Source organism: Sulfitobacter sp. S190, assembly GCF_025141935.1.
In the GTDB taxonomy this organism is placed as follows: Bacteria; Pseudomonadota; Alphaproteobacteria; order Rhodobacterales; family Rhodobacteraceae; genus Sulfitobacter.
This window is the reverse complement of sequence record NZ_CP081120.1, coordinates 165,272-184,273: the sequence shown is the minus strand read 5'-3', so window position 1 is coordinate 184,273 and position 19,002 is coordinate 165,272. Positions and strand designations below refer to the sequence as shown.

Genomic DNA, 19,002 nt, shown 5'->3' with positions numbered 1-19,002 from the left:
GCGGCGTCACCGTGCCTGTGATCGCCTTGGGTGCATGTGTCGAACCTAAAGGAGATTACCGATGACACTCACCCGTTACGCCTTTGTCAAAGCACGCTGGCATGCCGATATCGTCGACCGCGCGCTCGACGGTTTTGCCGAACTGGTGCCGATGGACCAGATCGACGTGATCGACGTGCCCGGCGCTTTCGAAATGCCGCTCAAGGCCCAGCAGCTTGCCAGAACCGGTCGCTACGGCGCCATCGTCTGCGCTGCCTTCGTGGTAGACGGCGGCATCTACCGCCATGATTTCGTGGCGCAAGCCGTGGTCGATGGCCTGATGCGCGTGGGCCTCGATACCGGTGTACCGGTCCTGTCGGTGTCGCTCACCCCGCACCACTTTCAGGAAACCGGGCATCACACGGCCATCTACCGCGCGCATTTCGTCGAAAAAGGGCGCGAAGCGGCCCGTGCAGCACTTGCCGTGACCACGGACGCCCATGCGCTAGCCTAGATAGGCCCGCAATTCCGGCGGCGGATTGTCCATCAGGGCCGCCGCCGGTCGCGGGGCCTGCGCCACGCCACCCTCAACAAAAATCACTTCGTCGGCGATGCGGCGCACGTCCTCGGGCGCGTGGGTCACCATCACCAGCGCCGCACCCGTTTGGGCAACCAGCGCCTGCACCAGATCCAGCATCTCGTTGCGCAGCGCCGGTCCAAGTGCGGCGAACGGCTCGTCCAGCAGCACATAGGGCCGCGCCTGCACCAGAACACGGGCCAGGGCCACGCGGCTTTGCTGCCCCCCCGACAGGTTGCCGGGCCGCGCCTCCATGTGGTCGTGCAGCGCCACACGCCGCAGCGCATCCCGTACCCGCTCGGTCTGTGCTGCATCCAGCCGCAAATCGGGTCGCACACCCAAGCCCACATTCTGCATAACCGTCAGATGCGGAAACAGGTTGTTGTCCTGAAACAGCATCGTCATGGGCCGTGCGCCGGGGTCGGCGGCGGTGATGTCGCGCCCGTCCCACATCAGCCGCCCTGCCCGCAGATCGACAAACCCGGCCATCGCCCCCAGCAGTGTCGATTTTCCGGCCCCCGAGGGTCCGATGACAGCGTATCTGCGGCCCGGTTCAATCGACAGATCAGCGCGCATTTCAAACGACCCCTGCCCGATCACCGCGTTTTCAAACGTCAGCATAGGCCCGTCCTCCCCTGTCACAAATCCAGAATATTGCGAGGCTCAACCCAAGCAGCAGCAGGGCCGCCGCCGCGGCCGCCTCCATCCGGTAGGCCCCCATCAGGCGGTACATCTCAAGCGGGAGGGTCGCGCGTTCGGGATCGGCGAAAAGCGCAATCACGCCCAAATCCCCCATCGACAGCGCGCCGGTCAGCCCCGCGGCAAAGCCGATCTGCGCCGCCGCCCGCGGCACCAGAACCCAGCGCCAAAGCGGCCAACCCCGCACCCCCAAAGCCGCGTTCAGCCGACCGAATTGCTGCGCCGTATCGCGCATGCGCGGCACCAGAATACGCAACGCGAACGGCAACGCCATCAACGCGTTGACCAACGCCGTCACCGGCAGCGCCAGCGCCACCGGATCAACCACGGGATTGAGCAGGATAAACCAACCCGTTCCGATCATCAGCGGCGACGCCGACAACCCCAAAAGCCCGATCGCTTCGATCCCGCCGCGTTTCTGCATCGCGATCCACCCCGCCATCGGCAACGCCAAGGCCAGCAACAGCAGCACGCTCAATCCCGCCACGAAAAGAGAATTGGCCGACGCCTGCCAAACGCTCGCGGGCAGATCGCCCATGCCCCACAGCCCGCGCCAGACAACGGCCCCCAGCGGCATCAACAAGAACCCGGCCCCCAGCAAGATCATGCCAAAATCCCCGATCCGCTGCATCCCGCCGCGCGCGTCCCAGCGCCGCGCCACACGGTCCAGACCGCCGCCCACCGCAATCTGCGGAATGATCCACAGCGCCAGCAGGGCAGCGCCCCCGGCCAATGCCAGCTGCACCACCGACAACAGTGCGGCGCGGCTCAGGTCAAAATCGTAGCGGAAGGTCTGGTAGATCGCCAATTCGATGGTCGTCGAGCGTGGCCCCCCGCCCAAGGTCAGCGCCACGGCGAAACTTGTCAGGCAGATGACGAAGATCAGCGCAAACGCGCCCGGCAATACCTGCCGCAGCAGTGGCCATTCCAGCGCGCGGTTGACGGCACGCGGGCTCAGACCCAATTGCGCGACCAGCCGGAACCGCTCCGCCGGAATGGCTTGCCAGGCCTGCAACAAAAGGCGGGTCGCCAGTGGCAGATTGAAAAACACATGCGCCAGCACCACCCCGTGCAGCCCGTAAACCGACAGCTCCGGCAAACCCAACAGGCCCAGCACATGGTTGAGCCACCCGTTGCGCCCGAACACCGCCAGCAATCCGATCACCGCCACGATCACGGGCAGGATGAACGGCACACCCAGAAAGATCACCAGCAGATCGCGCCCAAAAAACCGCCGCCGGGCCAGCGCACGGGCCAGCGGAACGGCCAGCACCACCGAAAACGCCGCCGACAACAGCGCTTGGACAACGGTGAACCTTATCGCCGACCAATCGCCCGCCCGCAGGCCCGCTGTCGGTTCTGCCCGCGTGGCGATGCCAACACAGGCGGCCAGCACCACCGCGACGGTCAATCCCGCCGCGATGATACCGGCGCGGCGCGTTACTGCGTCAGCGCGCTGCGCCATGCTTCTATCGCCTGTTCCTGAACGGCCGCCGCCTGGGCTTCGTCAAAGAACAGCACCTTTTCGGGCAGTGGCAGCTGGCTCCAGCCGTCGGGCCACTGATCGCGCGGCAACGCCGAAGGCAGCGACCAGTTTGCGGTGGGAATCTGCGTCTGGAACGCTTCCGACATCACGAATGCCATGAACGCATCGGCCAGTTCGGGCTGATCGGTATCGGCAATCTTGGCCACCGTCTCGACCATGAAATAATGCCCTTCCGGGAAAATCGCGGCCTTCTTGGTGAAATCCTCTTCGGCAAACATGTGATAGGCAGGCGAGGTCGTATAGCTCAGCACCATGTCGGCTTCACCGTCGGTGAACATGCCGTAGGACGATGACCAGTCCTTGGTCACGGTCAGGATTTTCGGCGCGAGCTGGCCCCAAACCTCTTCGGCGCGCTCGCCGTAAACCGCCTGCACCCACAGCACCAGCGCCAGTCCCGAAATCGACGTGCGCGGGTCCTGAATGACCAGCTTCACATCGTCGGGCATCGCCAGCAACGCATCAAAACTGGCGGGCGGCGTGTCCATCAGCGTCTCGTTGTAGATGAACGCCGTGTGGCCATAGTTGAACGGCAGGAACGTATCGTCCGTCCACGTTATGGGCAGCGTCAGGTCCGCGTTGTTCTGCCCGTGGGGGGCAAACAGGTCCGTCGCCCGCGCCTTGGCCGTCAGATCGGACGTCAACCCGATGACCACATCGGCCTTCGTACGCTGGCCTTCCAACAGCAGGCGCGGCAGCAGATCGCCGGTGGAAAACTGCAAATCGCAGTCGCAGGTCTTCTCGAATTCCGCCTCGATCACAGGGCCGGGGCCCCACTCGGACGTGAAGTAATCGCCGGCGTAAACCGTCAGGACAGGCGTGTCCGCAACAGCAGCCGTGGCAATCAGGGTCGTCGTAGCAGCAAGTGCAAGATGTCTCATGGCATCCTCCATTATGCGGCGTCAGAAAGTGTTGGATGGATGTCCAGACCTTCCCTCCGCCGGTGTTAACCGGTTCAGGTTCAACGGGTCCGTGGAACTCCACATCTCAGCCTTGCGGCCCCCCGAGGTACGCAAACATCTAGGAGCCATCGGCACGGTTGGCAAGCCAAAAGCCCTTGAGCGCACGCCGCACCCCCGCTAAGGCAAGGATCAAAGGAGCACCGCAATGTCGATCAACAGCTTTGGCCATCTCTTTCGTGTGACCACCTGGGGCGAAAGCCACGGACCGGCTCTGGGTGCCACCGTCGACGGTTGCCCCCCCGGCGTGACAATCGACGAAGCGATGATCCAGCACTGGCTGGACAAGCGCAAACCCGGCCAGAACAAATACACCACGCAGCGGCGCGAACCCGATCAGGTCCGCATCCTGTCAGGCACTTTCGAAGGGGTGACCACCGGCACACCCGTCCAGCTGATGATCGAAAACACCGACCAGCGCTCCAAGGACTACGGCGATATCATCGACAAATTCCGCCCCGGTCACGCCGACATCACCTACTACCAGAAATACGGCGTGCGCGATTACCGCGGCGGCGGGCGGTCCTCGGCGCGCGAAACCGCGTCGCGTGTGGCAGCGGGCGGTCTGGCCCGCGAAGCGATCAAGCAGATCGCACCCGGCGTCGATATCACCGGCTACATGGTGCAGATGGGCCCGCATAAGATCGACCGCGATGCGTTCGACTGGGACCAGATCGATCAAAACCCGTTCTGGGTGCCCGACGCGCAAGCGGCGGGCGATTGGGCCGACTATCTCGATGGTCTGCGCAAATCGGGCTCCTCGGTCGGTGCCATCATCGAAGTGACCGCACGCGGCGTACCCGCGGGCATCGGCGCCCCGGTCTACGGCAAGCTCGACACCGATCTGGCCGCCGCCATGATGAGCATCAACGCCGTCAAGGGCGTCGAAATCGGCGAGGGCATGTCCGCCGCGATGCTGACGGGCGAGCTGAACGCCGATGAAATCCGCATGGGTCCCGACGGGCCGGAATATTCCTCCAACCACGCGGGCGGCATCCTCGGCGGGATCAGCACCGGACAGGACATCGTGCTGCGCTTCGCCGTCAAACCGACCTCGTCGATCCTGACGACCCGCAAGACGATCACCAAATCGGGCGAAAACACCGAAATCATCACGAAAGGGCGCCACGACCCCTGCGTCGGCATCCGTGCCGTACCCGTCGGCGAGGCAATGATGGCGTGCGTGATCCTTGACCACCTGCTGCTGCACCGCGGACAGATCGGATCGAACCGCGGCCATATCGGCTAGGCTTCGGGGCGGCCCAATATCCCCGCAATTCCGCGCACGGCGTTTTCAAGAATGCCCAACGGCAACCGCGACCGCGCCAGCATCCGCAGACCCACGTATTGCGTGACCAACACATTGGCGAGCTGCAACCGCGCGCTGTCGGACAGGTCGGCATGCTGTGGCGACGCGGCCAGCGCCACCTCGAAACCGGCCTGCATCTTGGCCAGCCCCTGATGCACGGCGGCGGCAATCTCCGGATCAGCCATTTCCGACCCGCTGGCCGCCGTACACAACAAACAGCCGCGCTGCTCGCCCTCGCTCACCGCGCGGTAGATACCGCCAAACAGCGTCAGGATACGCGCGGCACCATCGGGCTCATCCGGATTGCTCAGAATGCGCACCGCATTGTCCACGGCGGCGCGTTCATAATGATCTAGCACGACCAGAAACAGGTTCTTCTTATCCTTGAACGCCTTGTAGAGGCTGCCGCGGGTCAGCCCCATGCCTTCCAGCAGGTCGGGCAACGATGCATCCTGATAGCCATGGGTCCAGAAAACCTGCGTGGCTTTCGCGATTGCATCGGCTTCTTCAAACTCTCTCGGACGGGCCATGTCTGATCCTCGCAGCAATTAGGGACCAGTTGTTACAAAACTCACGGAACAGTGTTTTGAACTGGTCGGTTCCCAATGCTATCTAAGCTTCACAACGAAAAACGCAACACCAAATCAACACTGAAAAGGAATACCAAATGCGCTTGATCCAATCCGCCGTTATCGCCCTGTCCCTCGCTGTGGCTGCTCCCTCCTTCGCCCTTGCCGACACATCCGGCACATTCACCGGCGCCAGTGACCACATCACAACCGGCGGCGTGACCGTCGTCAAAAATGCCGACGGCACGGCCACCGTGACACTCGGCCCCGACTTTTCGCTGGACGGTGCACCCGATCCGCGCGTCGGTTTCGGCAAGGACGGCGCCTTTGTCGACGGCACCGTAATCGGTGAGCTGAACGCGCTGACGGGCGAGCAGACCTACATCGTTCCTGCCTCGGTCAACGTGGATGACTTCAACGAAGTCTACATCTGGTGTCTGAAATTCGGCGTGCCTCTGGGTGTCGCAGAACTGCAATAATCCTGCCCTTCAAGCGGGCGGCGCTCCTCCCACGCCGCCCGCTTGATCTTTGCCACCCAAAGGCGCAAGAGAGATGACATGGCAACCATCTCCACCCAAAACCGTCCCGGACGCGCCATCGGGCTGCGGCTCATGGCGATTTTCCTGTTTATGGTGATGGCCGCACTGATCAAAACCGCCTCCGATACCGTACCGCCGGGTCAGGCGGTATTTTTCCGGTCGCTGTTTGCCTTTCCCGTCATCCTGATCTGGCTCTGGCAGCAGCACGATCTCAGTACCGGGCTTATTCCCCGAAACCTGATGGGCCACGTCTGGCGCGGTGTGTTCGGCACATCTGCGATGGCGTTGACCTTCGGTGGGCTGGGCCTTCTGCCCCTGCCCGAAGTGACCGCAATCGGCTATGCGACACCGCTGTTTACGGTACTGTTTGCCGCGTTCTTTCTGGGCGAACGGGTGCGCCTGTTCCGGCTGTCTGCCGTGGGTCTGGGGCTGATCGGCGTGATGATCGTCCTGCTGCCGCGGCTGCAAACCACCGACGATCCGCTAAGCGCGGCCGCCACCATCGGCGCCCTGATGGTGCTTGCCGCCGCTGTGCTGCGGGCACTGGTGCAGATCCACCTGCGCCAACTGGTCAAAACCGAACATACCGCCGCAATCGTTTTCTACTTCTCGCTCACCGCCACCTGCCTGTCGCTGCTCACCCTGCCGCTGGGCATGGCGACCGGCTGGTCCGGTCTGCAATGGGTCAACCCCGGATGGACGATCGCGGGGCTGATGATCACGGCGGGGCTGATCGGGGGCGTGGCGCAAATTCTGGTGACCTCTTCCTTCCGGTTCGGGGCGGCATCGATGCTTGCACCGTTCGACTACGCCTCGATGATCTTTGCCAGCCTGATCGGATGGGTCGTCTTTGGCGAATTGCCGACGTCCACAATCGTGATCGGCGCGGCGCTTGTCACGGCGGGCGGCGTGCTGATTATCTGGCGCGAACGTCAGTTGGGGCTGGACAGGAACAAATCCAAAGCCAATCTGCCATCCCATGAGGCGCCCAGCTGACGCGCCCGAGCACAGGAACAACTCACAATGACCGACGATACAGACCACAAGCAAAAGATGCAGGCCCGTCAGGCCGAACAGCGCAAGAAAGTCGCCGAGCTTCAGGACCCCGAAAAAGGGCTGGTGCTGGTGCATACCGGATCGGGCAAGGGCAAATCGTCCTCCGCCTTCGGGGTCATCGTACGGGCACTGGGCTGGAAACAGACCGTCGGCGTGGTGCAGTTCATCAAGGGCAAATGGAAAACTGGTGAGCGGCAGTTCTTCGACCGTCTGGGCGATGTCGCATGGCACACGATGGGCGAAGGGTTCACATGGGATACCCAGGACAAGGACCGCGATATCGCCGCCGCCAAGGCCGCCTATGCCAAGGCCTGCGATATGATGGCCAGCGGGGCGTACGACCTGATCGTGCTCGACGAAATCAACATCGCCATGCGGTATGACTATCTGTCGGTCGAAGAGGTGATTGCCGGTCTCGACGCGCGCGACAAGCGTACTGGCGTCATCCTGACGGGCCGCAACGCCAAGCCGGAGCTATGCGACTACGCCGATCTGGTGACCGAAATGACCGAGGTGAAACACCCGTTCAAATCCGGCATCAAGGCCCAGCGCGGCGTCGACTACTAGGCCGCGGTCCGGGTGGGCCGACTGGTCCACCCGGCACGTCGGATCAGGCGCGCACCAGCTTTTCGTAGCTTTGCGCGATGTCGCGGGTCAGCGCACCAACCTCGAAATTATAGTCGCCGATCTGGCCAACCGGCGTGACCTCCGCCGCCGTACCGGTGAGCCAGCACTGCTCGAAACCTTCCAGTTCTTCGGGCATGATATGACGCTCGTGCACCGTCAGGCCGCGCTCGCGCAGCATGCCGACGACGGTCTGGCGCGTGATCCCGTTGAGGAAACAGTCAGGATCGGGCGTATGGATTTCGCCGTCCTTGACGAAAAAGATATTGGCCCCCGTCGCTTCGGCAACATACCCGCGATAATCGAACATCATCGCATCCGAACAGCCTTTGGCCTCGGCTGCGTGTTTCGACATGGTGCAGATCATATACAGACCTGCGGCCTTGGCATGGCAGGGAATCGTTTCGGGCGACGGCCGCTTCCACTGCGAGATATCGAGCTTGGCGCCCTTCATCTTGGCGTCGCCGTAGTAGGCCCCCCACTCCCAGACCGCAATGGCCACGCGGACCGGGTTGCGCGCCGATGCCACGCCCATGTCCTCGCCCGCACCGCGCCAGGCGATCGCCCGCACATAGGCATCCTGCAGACCCGACTTGGCCAGAACCTCGACCTTGGCCGCTTCCAGCTCGTCCACGGTATAGGGGATCTCGAAATCGATCATTTGGGCCGACCGCAGCAACCGCTCCGAATGTGCGCGGCTCTTGAAGATCTTGCCGTTGTAGGCCCGCTCGCCCTCGAACACGGAAGACGCATAATGCATGGCGTGGGTCAAAATGTGGATATTCGCATCCCGCCAAGGCACCATTTGCCCATCCATCCAGATGTGCCCATCGCGATCGTCATATGCGCCAGCCATTGTGTGTCCTTTCCAGATCACCCGTGAGAATTTGCAATTATTGCGCAACCGCGCCCCGAAACAGGCAAAACATTACGCAAAAGCTGGCTTGGCGTAGCCTTTCGGGCTTGGAGTGTCAACAACACTGACATAAACTGACGCGCAACCAACAGCGGGATGGCACAATGGACAGGTCAAACACAGGCGGTCACGGCGGCGAGGCCCTGCTGTTTCTGACGGACGAACAGCTGCGCAAGGGAATCGAGGCGATGTTCTTTGCCTATCGCGGTTTCACCGCCGATCCCGACCGCATTCTGGCCGATCTGGCCTATGGGCGGGCGCACCACCGTGCGATCCACTTCATCAACCGCGCACCGGGCACCACGGTCAACAATCTGCTGAACATTCTGGGCGTCACCAAACAATCGCTCAACCGGGTGCTGCGGACCCTGATCGCCGACGGGCTGGTGAAAAGCACGGTGGGCCGGCGCGACAAACGCGAACGCCACCTGAACCTGACAGAAGCAGGCCGCGCGTTGGAACAACAGCTCTCCGACGCGCAACGCGCGCGCATGCGCGCGGCTTACCGCGATGCCGGACCCGACGCCGTGGCGGGCTTTCGCACGGTGCTCGAAGCAATGATGGACCCGGAAATGCGCACAAGCTATGCTCGGCTGAAAGAGAGCAGCACATGACGACACACGACGCCCATCTGCTCATCGTCGATGACGATGAACGCATCCGCACCCTGCTTCAGAAATTCCTGATGCGCAGCGGCTTTCTGGTGACTTCGGCGCGCGATGCCGCGCACGCGCGGCGCATCCTGTCGGGTCTGGATTTCGATCTGATCGTGCTGGACGTCATGATGCCGGGCGAAGACGGTCTGAGCCTGACCCGCTCCTTGCGCGACACGATGACGACACCGATTTTGCTGCTGACCGCGAAGGGCGATACCGACAACCGCATCGAGGGGCTTGAGGCGGGGGCGGATGACTACCTGCCCAAACCGTTCGAGCCCAAGGAGCTTTTGTTGCGCATCAACGCGATCCTGCGCCGTGTCCCCGAAAGCACCGAGGATGTCACGGCCCCAAAGGTCCTGAACCTTGGCCAGATCCGCTATGACATGGAACGCGGCGAGATGTGGCAGGGCGAGGATCTGGTCCGGCTGACCGCCACCGAGATCCAGCTGATGAAGATATTCTCCGCCCAGCCGGGCGAGGCGCTGAGCCGGTCGACCCTTGTCGAGGAGCTCGGGCGGGACCGCGGACAGGCGCAGGAGCGGGCCGTCGACGTCCAGATCACCCGCCTGCGGCGCAAGATCGAGGACAACCCCAAACAGCCGCGCTATCTACAGACCGTGCGCGGTGCGGGCTATATGCTGGCCCCTGACTGAGGCCTCTGGCGTGGTCCGGGGGCCAGCCCCCACCGCCCCCTGCGGGCGCGGTTCCCCCGGAGTATTTTTGCCCAAGAAAGATAGAACCTGTGCTGGTCATGGAATGGCTGCGTGTCTATGGTCAGCGCCGATTGCAGATTTGATGAAGGACCCGTGCGGTGAGCGAAACCCCCGTCGAAGAGATGAGCTTTGAAGCGGCCATGGCCGAACTGGAGAAGGTGCTGGGCCAGCTGGAGCGCGGCGATGTGGCGCTCGACGAGAGCATTGCACTGTATGAGCGGGGTGCCGCGTTGAAGGCCCGCTGCGAGGCCAAGCTGAAAGAAGCCGAGGAGAAAGTGGCGGCGATCACCCTGGACGGGGATGGCACCCCGGAGGGATTGAAGCCCGTTTCCGGTTTGTGACCTGTGGACACAGCCGGTTTTCGCACCGCTCTTGACCAAGCGGCAACTGATGCAGCGGCGCACGTGTCAGCCGCGCTGCAGGATCTGACCGGCCCCGTGCCGGAAGCGATGCTCTATGCGGCGCGTGGCGGCAAGGGATTGCGGGCGTTTCTGGTGCTCGAAGGTGCCCGTCTGCATGGCATGACCCGGGATGCGGCCATGCCGGCCGCTGCCGCGATCGAGGCCTTGCACGCCTATTCGCTGGTCCATGACGATCTGCCTTGCATGGACGATGACGATTTGCGCCGCGGCCAGCCCACCGTTCACCGCAAGTGGGACGAGGCCACCGCCGTTCTGGCCGGTGACGCGTTGCAGACGCTTGCTTTCGATCTGGTGAGCCGCACCGGTTGTGCGCCCGCGGCACAGGTTGATCTGGTGCGCAGTCTCGCTCGGGCGGCGGGTGTGTCGGGGATGGTGGGGGGTCAGGCGCTCGATATTGCCGCCGAAACCGCCGTGTCACCGTTGAGCCTGTCGCAGATCACGGACCTTCAGGCGGGCAAGACGGGGGCGTTGATCGAATGGTCTGCGACCGCGGGTCCGCGCATGGCACAGGCAGATACCGGTCCGCTGGGTCGATATGCCCGCGACCTGGGGCTCGCTTTCCAGATCGCAGACGACATTCTGGACGTCGAGGGGGATGCCGCCACCGTCGGCAAGGCCACCGGCAAGGACGCCGATGCCGGCAAGGCCACGTTTGTGTCGCTGCTGGGCATGGGGGGCGCAAAACAGCGGGCCGCGGCACTGGTGGAATCAGCCTGTGACGCGCTATCTGTCTATGGCGATGATGCAGCACCGTTGCGCGATGCGGCCGCGTTTGTCATCGCCCGAAAAAGCTAGGAACGACCGTCATGAGCGACCAGCCACATACACCGCTGCTGGACCGGATCACCCGACCCGCCGATCTCGATGGGTTGTCGGATCGCGAACTGACCCAGCTCGCACACGAGCTGCGCGCCGAGACGATTTCCGCCGTTTCCGTCACCGGCGGTCACCTTGGCGCGGGTCTGGGCGTTGTTGAACTGACAGTCGCGCTGCACGCGGTCTTTGACACGCCGCGCGACAAAATCATCTGGGACGTGGGGCATCAATGCTATCCCCACAAGATATTGACCGAACGGCGCGACCGGATCCGCACCCTGCGGATGAAGGACGGCCTGTCGGGCTTCACCAAGCGCAGCGAGTCTCCCTACGATCCCTTTGGCGCGGCGCACAGCTCCACCTCGATCAGTGCCGCACTCGGCTTTGCGGTGGCCCGCGATCTGGGCGGTAACATCGACAGCGGTCTGGGCGACGCGATTGCCGTGATCGGTGACGGCTCGATGTCGGCGGGTATGGCCTATGAGGCGATGAACAACGCCGGTCACCTGAAAAAGCGGATGATCGTGATCCTCAATGACAACGAAATGTCGATTGCCCCGCCTGTTGGCGCGATGTCGTCCTATCTCAGCCGTCTGTATGCCGAGGAGCCCTTTCAGGAGCTGAAGTCGGCGGCCAAAGGCGCGGTGAGCCTGCTGCCGGAACCCTTCCGGGAAGGTGCGAAGCGGGCCAAGGACATGCTCAAGGGTCTGGCCGTCGGTGGCACCTTGTTCGAACAATTGGGCTTCAGCTATCTCGGGCCGATTGACGGGCACGACATGGACCAGCTGTTGCCTGTGCTGCGCACGGTGAAAGCACGGGCAACCGGACCCATCCTGATCCATGTCATCACCAAAAAGGGCAAAGGCTACGGCCCCGCCGAAGCGGCCCGCGACCGCGGCCATGCCACGGGTAAGTTCAACGTCATCACCGGCGAGCAGAAAAAGGCGGCAAGCAACGCACCGAGCTACACCAACGTCTTTGCCGAGGCGCTCCTGCAAGAGGCGGCAGAGGACGACAAGATCTGCGCCGTGACCGCCGCGATGCCGGACGGCACCGGGCTGGGCCTGTTCAACGAACGCTACCCCTCGCGCTGCTTTGACGTCGGCATCGCCGAACAGCACGGGGTGACATTCTCTGCCGCGTTGGCGGCCGGCGGGATGAAACCGTTCTGCGCGATGTATTCGACCTTCCTGCAGCGTGGCTACGATCAGGTGGTGCACGACGTGGCGATCCAGCGGCTGCCGGTGCGCTTTGCCATTGACCGCGCGGGGCTGGTCGGCGCGGACGGGGCGACCCACGCAGGCAGCTTCGATGTGGCCTACCTTGCCAATCTGCCCGGCATGGTCGTGATGGCCGCCGCGGATGAGGCGGAACTGAAACACATGGTGGCAACCGCCGCGGCGCATGACGACGGGCCGATCGCGTTCCGCTATCCGCGCGGCGAAGGCAACGGGGTCGACATGCCCGCCCGCGGCGAGGTGCTGGAAATCGGCAAGGGCCGCATGATCCGTGAGGGGCAGCGCGTCGCGATCCTATCGTTCGGAACCCGTCTGGCCGAAGTGCAAAAAGCCGCCGAAGCGCTTGGTGCAAAAGGTATCACGCCCACCATCGCCGATGCGCGTTTTGCCAAACCGCTCGACCGTGAACTGATTTTGCAACTGGCCGCGGACCACGAGGCGCTGATCACCATCGAGGAAGGCGCGATCGGCGGCTTCGGCAGCCATGTCGCACAGCTTCTGGCCGACGAAGGGGTGTTCGACACTGGTCTGAAATACCGCTCGATGGTTCTGCCCGACACGTTTATCGATCAGGCAAACCCGGCCGATATGTATGCGGTCGCCGGGATGAACGCGGAACAGATCGTGGCCAGGGTTCTGGACACGCTGGGCATCGCCAGCATCGAAGCCGCGCGGGCCTAGTCGCCGCGCTTTTGCTGCAACAACGCGTCGAGCCTCTGTTCGATCAGGGCGAGCTTTTCGTGTACCTCGGCACGGTAGGCATCGGTCGAGGCCACCGATTCCTCGGCATGGGCGTCCTGCATCGAATTGACGATCAGACCCACCAGAAGGTTCACCACCGCAAAGGTCGTCACCATGATGAACGGGACGAAGAACATCCACGCAAAGGGATAGACCTCCATCACCGGACGCACGATCCCCATGGACCAGCTTTCCAGCGTCATGATCTGGAACAGCGAATACCCCGACCGGCCCAGTGTTCCGAACCATTCGGGGAACGAATAGCCAAAGAGCTTCGTCGCCATCACCGCCGCGATATAGAAGATCAGCGCCATCAGCATGAACACCGACGCCATGCCCGGCAGGGCCGTGACCAACCCCTCGACCACCCGGCGCAGGCGCGGTGTGACCGACAACACCCGCAACACCCGCAGGATGCGCAGGGCGCGCAGGGCGGTGAACCCCTGTGCCGCGGGCACGAGCGAAATACCGACAATCAGAAAATCAAAGATGTTCCATCCGTCGCGGAAAAACCGCATCCGGTAGGCGAACAGCTTGGCCAGCAATTCCGCCACGAAAATGGCAAGACAGATCTGGTCCAGCAGCAGGATCAACGGTCCGGCCTGCATCATCACCGACTGTGATGTCTCGAGCCCGAGGATGACCGCGTTGAACAAGATGACCAGCAAGATGCCGTTGCGCACCTTGTCGGATTCGATGATGCGTTGAACGCGGTCTCGCACTGTCATGGAACGCCCCTGTTGATCGTGGGGCCTATATGGCCGCTCGGGTCGGGTGCGACAAGACGGCTGGCCCCCTCAGACCAGAAAATACAGCCCCGCGCCCAGCGTGACACCGATCACCGCATATCCAAGCAGCACATATAGCCCGTCGCGGGCGAAAAGCCCGAACGTCAAAAGCGCCACCGTACCCGCCCCGATGGACGACACGAACGGCAGAATTTCCAGAAACGGCCAGCCCACCGGCACGATCACACAGCACGACAGCGCGATGATGCGCAGCGGGTTGCGGGTCAGCCAGCGCAGACGCGGATGGGAATGGCGGTCGATAAATCGGGCCGGTCCACGCAACCACTCTACCGCCTGCGCCAGCCGCTTGCCCGACAGGCCCCGGCGCAGCAAGGCACCCGGCAACCACAGGCGGCGGCGCCCGATCAGGCTCTGGGCCGACAACAGGATGATCATGCAGGCACAAACCGTCGGCACCCCCGGAATACCCGACAGGGGCGACACCAGCAGCACCGCAATCAGCAAGATGAAGGGCAACACCGACCGGTCGCCAATATGGTCCAGAATATCGCGTACAGTCACATCGCCGCCGGTGTCGGCCGCCTCTTCGATGCCATCCAGCAATCCGTTAAGCGGCGTTTCCGTGGCGTGGGTCATTCATCCTCGGGGGCCGCATCCTGTTCGAGCATCGCGGCCAGCCCGCTCCGGTAATCAGGGAAGGTTGGTTTCCAGCCCAACGCCTGCTTGATGCGATCGTTCCGGACCCGCTTGCTTTCGGCGTAAAAACTGCGCGCCATTGGGGTCAGGTCGGCCTCCTCAAACGGGATCGCTGGCGGCACGGGCACCCCCAGCAATTCCGCCGCATGGCCGATCACATCCTGCGGCGGTGCCGGATCATCGTCGCACAGATTGTAAACCGCACCGGGATCAGGGCGGGCAAGCGACAGGTCCAGCGCCTGTGCGATGTCGTCAACGTGGATCCGGCTGAAGACCTGACCGTCCTTGATGATCCGCCGCGCGGTTCCGGCCCGCACCTTCGCAAAGGGGCCGCGCCCGGGGCCGTAAATCCCCGCAAGCCGAAATATGTGCAGCGGCAGATCAGGGATACCCGCCCATGCCGCTTCGGCCTCCACGCGCAATCGTCCGCGTTTGGTGGCGGGCGTCAGGGCGGCGTCCTCGTCCACCCATCCCCCCTTGTGATCGCCATAGACCCCCGTCGTCGACAGATACCCCAGCCAGCGCATCTGCGGCGCGGCGGCGGCAAACTGGTCGCGGTACGCGGCCAGCACGGGGTCACCCTCGGCAGACGGACCCGCGGAAATCAGGATGTTGGGAAACTTGGCGATGAGCGGAGCAACGTCCGTTCCCGGCCAGACCAGCGGCTCGACCCCCGACCGCGCGATCGCGTCGCATTTCTCTGCGCTGCGCGTGGTGCCGACAATGCGCCAGCCGCGTGGCACCAGCAAACGCGCCAACGCCCGCGCGCTGAAACCGTGACCGAATGAAAGAAGCGTCTTTTCCATATCCGCGACCCGCCGTCATCTTACCACTGCGCCCGCGCCCCTTTTATATGCAGGGTGCGCAAACAAAAACGGCCCCCCGAAATCGGAGGGCCGTCTGAAAATCTGTCTACAGGACTTAGTCTTCTTCGTCGTCGTCACCATCGGTGGTGCCGTCGGAAGAGTTGTCGATCAGAGCAGCCAGCGCCGCAGCGGCCAGAACGCCACCGATGATCGCAGGGGCGCCGATGCCGGAACCTGTGGCGGGAACGAATACGCCGCCGTCATCTTGTGGTTCGACTTCGTCAGCCGGGGATACCAGGCTACCTGCGAAGGAAGCAGTGGCGAGCAGAGTGGCGAAAGCCGAAGCTGTCAGTGTCTTGATCATTTTAATCATCCTGTATTTGCGTACGGGGCATCCCAGCCCCTGAATCCTGCGTTATCACTAACTCATATAATCTTACATCACAACGTCTCTGCGCCCGCATGACGAGAAATCAGTGTGTCATTCCGGTCATCTGGGCAAACTTCCTAATTTTTAAGCAGTACGATCTCGAAGTATCCGGACAGCGGGCCCATCCATTGGCGCGATTTGCGCACCAATCCGGTTGTGCCCTGCACCCAGTAGTCGTTGACGACCTGACGGGCATCCGCACGGTCGCTGACGCAGGTCTCGCGCAAATGGGTCGCGCTAAATACCTGATTTACAACGCGAATACTCTCAACACCTTGATTTCTCACAACACATTCGAACACATATTCCGTTGTCGTAAGGTCACCGTCGGACACATTCAGGCGCTTGATGCCCTGCAAATTGCTGCGGTTTTGCACCGCCCTGACCGATAGGCTAACATCCGCCGAAACTATGTCCCGGCCCACGCCACGTGTTGCAGCTACGACACCATTTCTGAGGAAAATCTGGGCATTGTCGGAAGAATTCCAGATTTCGATCTGTCCCAACGCCGAATCGTTGCGCACCGCGACCCGCTTGAGGAAGTCACTTCCGCCGCGCATTTCGGGGTTTACCTGCAACGCGGCAACCTTCGTCTCGGCCAGCATTTGCGGCGTCACGACAACCGGTGGGGCGGGCGCGTCACCGCGCGACCCGACCGCGCCGCGCAGCGCGTCGACCGTCAGGGCGGTCAGGTTCACATCATCGCCACTCTCCGAACTGCACGCCGCGAGAAGCAGCACGGATGCCAGCGAAACCGCCCAAAGGCGCCGGGCCAAACTCATTGCCAAATCCCCGAGAAATTGCGTTTCAGACGTGTCTCGTCACCGGTGCGCACCTGTCCATACAGCCTGTTGGGCACCCGCAAACGCGCGCCGCCGTCACGTTGCAGCGGCCGCAGGGTGATGCTGCGCTGTTGCTTGGTCGGCTGGCCCACGAACCAGCTCAGCGGCACCGAAACCTTGATGCCCTTGTCGAACGATCCCTCGCCGAACTCTTCGGACGACACGTCCGTTTTCGTGACAAATCCGCCGATGCGCACACCGTTGGCAAACTCGCGCTCCAACGTCAGGGTCGCCCCGAAATCACCGGCCAGATACTGGCCCACGTCCAGCTGCCCGTAATACCCCGATCCCAGCTCGTAGTAGGCCGACGCATGGCCGGTCCACACATCGTAATCCTGAAAGCCGAACTTCTGGTCGAAATCACGCTGGCGGGCATAGTTCAACTCCGCGCCCAGCGCCAAACGGCTTGTCGCGGGCTTCCACAGCACCTCGCCCGACACGCCACCGAACATCCGCTCCAGATACCCGACACTTGCGCGCGCGTAAGTGTCTGCCGTGGGTTTCCACTGCTTCTCGACATACAGCGTGCGGATCGACGTTTCCGTTGCGGCGGAATACCGGAACGCATCCGTGCGCACCCGTGGCAGCACCGAATTGCTCTCGTCGTCGTCGTCCTCGATGTTGCCGGTCAGGCGCTGCTGGAGCGACCCTGCAACCGTCCACCCGGGCGAAAACCGGTACGAAAAATTCAACTCGATCCCGGCGTCCGCGCGCAGCGGCTCGTTGGGGTCAAACAGGCTCGTGTCGACGTAAGGACCGATCGACCAGTTGAATTCGGGAAAGAGATCCTCGTTCACCGCGGCCCCGTCCAGCGTCGGTGTCGCACTGTCCACACCCGTCACCGCATAAAGCGCGTCTGTCGCGTTCGGCACTGTCTCCAGCGCCTCCAGATCGGACCGGCGCAAGGTCACCGTCGCCTGCGCCAGATTGTTGACAACGGGCGTGATACGGAAGGTTTCAACCGACGCAGGCAGCACCCGCGCCATCGCCCGCGCCACACGACCGACCGCAACCGCTTCCTGTCCGTAGCGGTTGTTGCGGTAGCGGATTTCCGTGGTCGAGGCGGTCGTCTTGGCCGAAATCAGGTCCAGCCCTTCGGCAGCCAGCAGCGGTGTCAGCGCGTCGCGCACGGCGTTGGACGCAACCGATTCCGCCGCCGCCCACTGCCCGTCATAGGCCTGCGGATCAGCTTGCCGCGAGGGCCGCCGATCCAGCGGGCGTGGCGCGGGCAGGCGCAATGCCCCCACCGGCTTGTTCGGGTTCAGCAACAGCTGCAGGTTCACCCCGAACTCCGACCCATAGAGGTAATAGCCACCCAGCCGGATGTTTTCGTTCACCTGGTACTCGGCCCCGAAATTGAACCGCGACTCGCGCTCGAACACACCGCGTGATGTTTCGGGCTCATACGCATCCGAACTGTATTCCGCCTTGAGGCCCAGCCGGTCGCTGACCTGCCATTCGATCCCGCCAAAGGGTGCCGCTTCGCCCCGGAACCATTGGTCGGTCGAAAAATCGCCCCCTGAATCGTTGGGGTCGAACGCCGGCCTGTCCGACCCGAACGGCGCGCCGATCCCGCCGGAACTGCCCAACCGGCCCCAGCCCAGACCGAGGGTCGCCTTCACGGTGCCCGGCAGACGGCTGCCTTCGAACGTCTTGGTGGCGGCGATGAATTCGCCCGCGTTCACGCCTGTCCCGGCCAAATCCTGCAACCCAAGCGTCACGGCAGGCAGATACAGGCTTTCGCGGTTCAGCAGGAAGCGCACGTCGAAATTGCGGTCGCGGTAGGTATCGAACCCGTCCGAGTCCCAATCCTTCACCCCCGAATACCGGAAGCTGGCAGAAATGCGGGGTGTCGCCTGAAACGTCAGTGATGTGCGCGTGATGCCGCCAAAGCTTGACACGCCGATGGCCAATGCGCCGTCCGGCAACGCCTCGCCGGTGGGCATGTCGATCAAACCGGGGACACCGTAAAAGTTCAGCGTCGGCTGGTTCGCCCGATTGAAAAGGGTCTCGTTCGATTGCTGCGCGAAAGACGTGGTCGTCATCAGGACCATAAGCACCGAACAACCAACGGGCCGGATCACACTGCTTCTGATCATTTTCATTTTTCCCTGCCGCCT

Annotated in this window: 21 protein-coding genes and 1 riboswitch; of the genes, 10 read left to right on the top strand and 11 right to left on the bottom strand. The window is 63.0% G+C overall.

Annotated elements, in window-relative coordinates:
* Positions 1-61: 61 nt before the first annotated feature.
* Positions 62-493 carry a 6,7-dimethyl-8-ribityllumazine synthase gene (locus K3756_RS00890; protein ID WP_259990003.1) on the top strand — a complete coding sequence of 144 codons (432 nt, stop codon included), beginning with the start codon at positions 62-64 and terminating at the stop codon, positions 491-493.
* Here the strand turns inward: K3756_RS00890 and K3756_RS00885 are convergent.
* From K3756_RS00885 to K3756_RS00875, 3 genes are read right to left on the bottom strand one after another with little or no spacing between them, the layout of a single operon-like run.
* On the bottom strand, positions 485-1,177 hold the full coding sequence (locus K3756_RS00885; protein WP_259990000.1) for an ATP-binding cassette domain-containing protein: 693 nt from the start codon (positions 1,175-1,177) through the stop codon (positions 485-487). The two genes, K3756_RS00890 and K3756_RS00885, sit on opposite strands and share 9 nt — an antisense overlap.
* Positions 1,164-2,720 (bottom strand): thiamine/thiamine pyrophosphate ABC transporter permease ThiP, encoded by a 1,557-nt coding sequence (locus K3756_RS00880; protein ID WP_259989998.1) that lies wholly within the window; start codon positions 2,718-2,720, stop codon positions 1,164-1,166. Before K3756_RS00880 ends, K3756_RS00885 begins: the two co-directional genes overlap by 14 nt.
* The gene (locus tag K3756_RS00875; RefSeq protein WP_259989996.1) at positions 2,696-3,679 is read right to left on the bottom strand and encodes a thiamine ABC transporter substrate binding subunit; all 984 of its coding nucleotides are present in this window, start codon (positions 3,677-3,679) and stop codon (positions 2,696-2,698) included. Before K3756_RS00875 ends, K3756_RS00880 begins: the two co-directional genes overlap by 25 nt.
* A gap of 34 nt (positions 3,680-3,713) precedes the next feature.
* Positions 3,714-3,814, bottom strand: a riboswitch (TPP riboswitch).
* Between the two features lie 91 nt (positions 3,815-3,905).
* Between K3756_RS00875 and aroC the strand changes: the two genes are divergently transcribed.
* Positions 3,906-5,006: a chorismate synthase gene (gene aroC / locus K3756_RS00870; protein WP_259989994.1), complete on the top strand. Its 1,101-nt coding sequence runs from the start codon at positions 3,906-3,908 to the stop codon at positions 5,004-5,006.
* On the opposite strand, the gene K3756_RS00865 is transcribed toward aroC, so the two are convergent.
* Positions 5,003-5,596, bottom strand: a complete 594-nt coding sequence (locus K3756_RS00865) for a TetR/AcrR family transcriptional regulator (RefSeq protein WP_259989992.1) — start codon at positions 5,594-5,596, stop codon at positions 5,003-5,005. The genes aroC and K3756_RS00865 overlap by 4 nt on opposite strands.
* Positions 5,597-5,733: 137 nt before the next feature.
* Here K3756_RS00865 and K3756_RS00860 point away from each other — a divergent pair, with 137 nt between their 5' ends.
* From K3756_RS00860 to cobO, 3 genes are all read left to right on the top strand, one after another.
* Positions 5,734-6,114 (top strand): DM13 domain-containing protein, encoded by a 381-nt coding sequence (locus K3756_RS00860; protein WP_259989990.1) that lies wholly within the window; start codon positions 5,734-5,736, stop codon positions 6,112-6,114.
* Positions 6,115-6,192: 78 nt separating this feature from the next.
* Complete coding sequence (locus K3756_RS00855) at positions 6,193-7,170, top strand: DMT family transporter (protein ID WP_259989988.1); 978 nt, start codon at positions 6,193-6,195, stop codon at positions 7,168-7,170.
* Positions 7,171-7,197: 27 nt separating this feature from the next.
* Positions 7,198-7,797: a cob(I)yrinic acid a,c-diamide adenosyltransferase gene (cobO, locus tag K3756_RS00850; RefSeq protein ID WP_259989986.1), complete on the top strand. Its 600-nt coding sequence runs from the start codon at positions 7,198-7,200 to the stop codon at positions 7,795-7,797.
* A 43-nt stretch (positions 7,798-7,840) separates the two neighbouring features.
* On the opposite strand, the gene K3756_RS00845 is transcribed toward cobO, so the two are convergent.
* Entirely contained in the window at positions 7,841-8,710 is an 870-nt protein-coding gene (locus K3756_RS00845) for a branched-chain amino acid aminotransferase (protein WP_259989984.1), read from the bottom strand.
* Positions 8,711-8,874: 164 nt separating this feature from the next.
* Between K3756_RS00845 and K3756_RS00840 the strand changes: the two genes are divergently transcribed.
* From K3756_RS00840 to dxs, 5 genes are all read left to right on the top strand, one after another.
* Positions 8,875-9,384, top strand: coding sequence for a MarR family winged helix-turn-helix transcriptional regulator (locus tag K3756_RS00840; protein ID WP_259989981.1), 510 nt, complete (start codon positions 8,875-8,877; stop codon positions 9,382-9,384).
* Positions 9,381-10,082, top strand: a complete 702-nt coding sequence (locus tag K3756_RS00835; protein WP_259989980.1) for a response regulator — start codon at positions 9,381-9,383, stop codon at positions 10,080-10,082. Before K3756_RS00840 ends, K3756_RS00835 begins: the two co-directional genes overlap by 4 nt.
* 158 nt (positions 10,083-10,240) lie before the next feature.
* Positions 10,241-10,483, top strand: a complete 243-nt coding sequence (locus K3756_RS00830; RefSeq protein ID WP_259989978.1) for an exodeoxyribonuclease VII small subunit — start codon at positions 10,241-10,243, stop codon at positions 10,481-10,483.
* A gap of 63 nt (positions 10,484-10,546) precedes the next feature.
* Positions 10,547-11,359: a polyprenyl synthetase family protein gene (locus K3756_RS00825; protein WP_409202413.1), complete on the top strand. Its 813-nt coding sequence runs from the start codon at positions 10,547-10,549 to the stop codon at positions 11,357-11,359.
* Positions 11,360-11,370: 11 nt separating this feature from the next.
* Positions 11,371-13,299, top strand: coding sequence for a 1-deoxy-D-xylulose-5-phosphate synthase (gene dxs / locus K3756_RS00820; protein WP_259989976.1), 1,929 nt, complete (start codon positions 11,371-11,373; stop codon positions 13,297-13,299).
* Here the strand turns inward: dxs and K3756_RS00815 are convergent.
* The 6 genes from K3756_RS00815 to K3756_RS00790 form a co-directional block, all read right to left on the bottom strand.
* Positions 13,296-14,087, bottom strand: coding sequence for an ion transporter (locus K3756_RS00815; RefSeq protein ID WP_259989974.1), 792 nt, complete (start codon positions 14,085-14,087; stop codon positions 13,296-13,298). The two genes, dxs and K3756_RS00815, sit on opposite strands and share 4 nt — an antisense overlap.
* A gap of 69 nt (positions 14,088-14,156) precedes the next feature.
* Positions 14,157-14,744 (bottom strand): exopolysaccharide biosynthesis protein, encoded by a 588-nt coding sequence (locus tag K3756_RS00810; protein WP_259989972.1) that lies wholly within the window; start codon positions 14,742-14,744, stop codon positions 14,157-14,159.
* Complete coding sequence (locus K3756_RS00805; RefSeq protein ID WP_259989970.1) at positions 14,741-15,610, bottom strand: SDR family oxidoreductase; 870 nt, start codon at positions 15,608-15,610, stop codon at positions 14,741-14,743. Before K3756_RS00805 ends, K3756_RS00810 begins: the two co-directional genes overlap by 4 nt.
* A gap of 115 nt (positions 15,611-15,725) precedes the next feature.
* Positions 15,726-15,974: a hypothetical protein gene (locus K3756_RS00800; RefSeq protein ID WP_259989968.1), complete on the bottom strand. Its 249-nt coding sequence runs from the start codon at positions 15,972-15,974 to the stop codon at positions 15,726-15,728.
* Positions 15,975-16,117: 143 nt separating this feature from the next.
* Positions 16,118-16,822: a YjbF family lipoprotein gene (locus tag K3756_RS00795; RefSeq protein ID WP_259989966.1), complete on the bottom strand. Its 705-nt coding sequence runs from the start codon at positions 16,820-16,822 to the stop codon at positions 16,118-16,120.
* Positions 16,819-18,981, bottom strand: coding sequence for a YjbH domain-containing protein (locus tag K3756_RS00790; protein WP_259989965.1), 2,163 nt, complete (start codon positions 18,979-18,981; stop codon positions 16,819-16,821). The genes K3756_RS00795 and K3756_RS00790 overlap by 4 nt, the downstream gene beginning before the upstream one ends.
* Positions 18,982-19,002 lie beyond the last annotated feature (21 nt).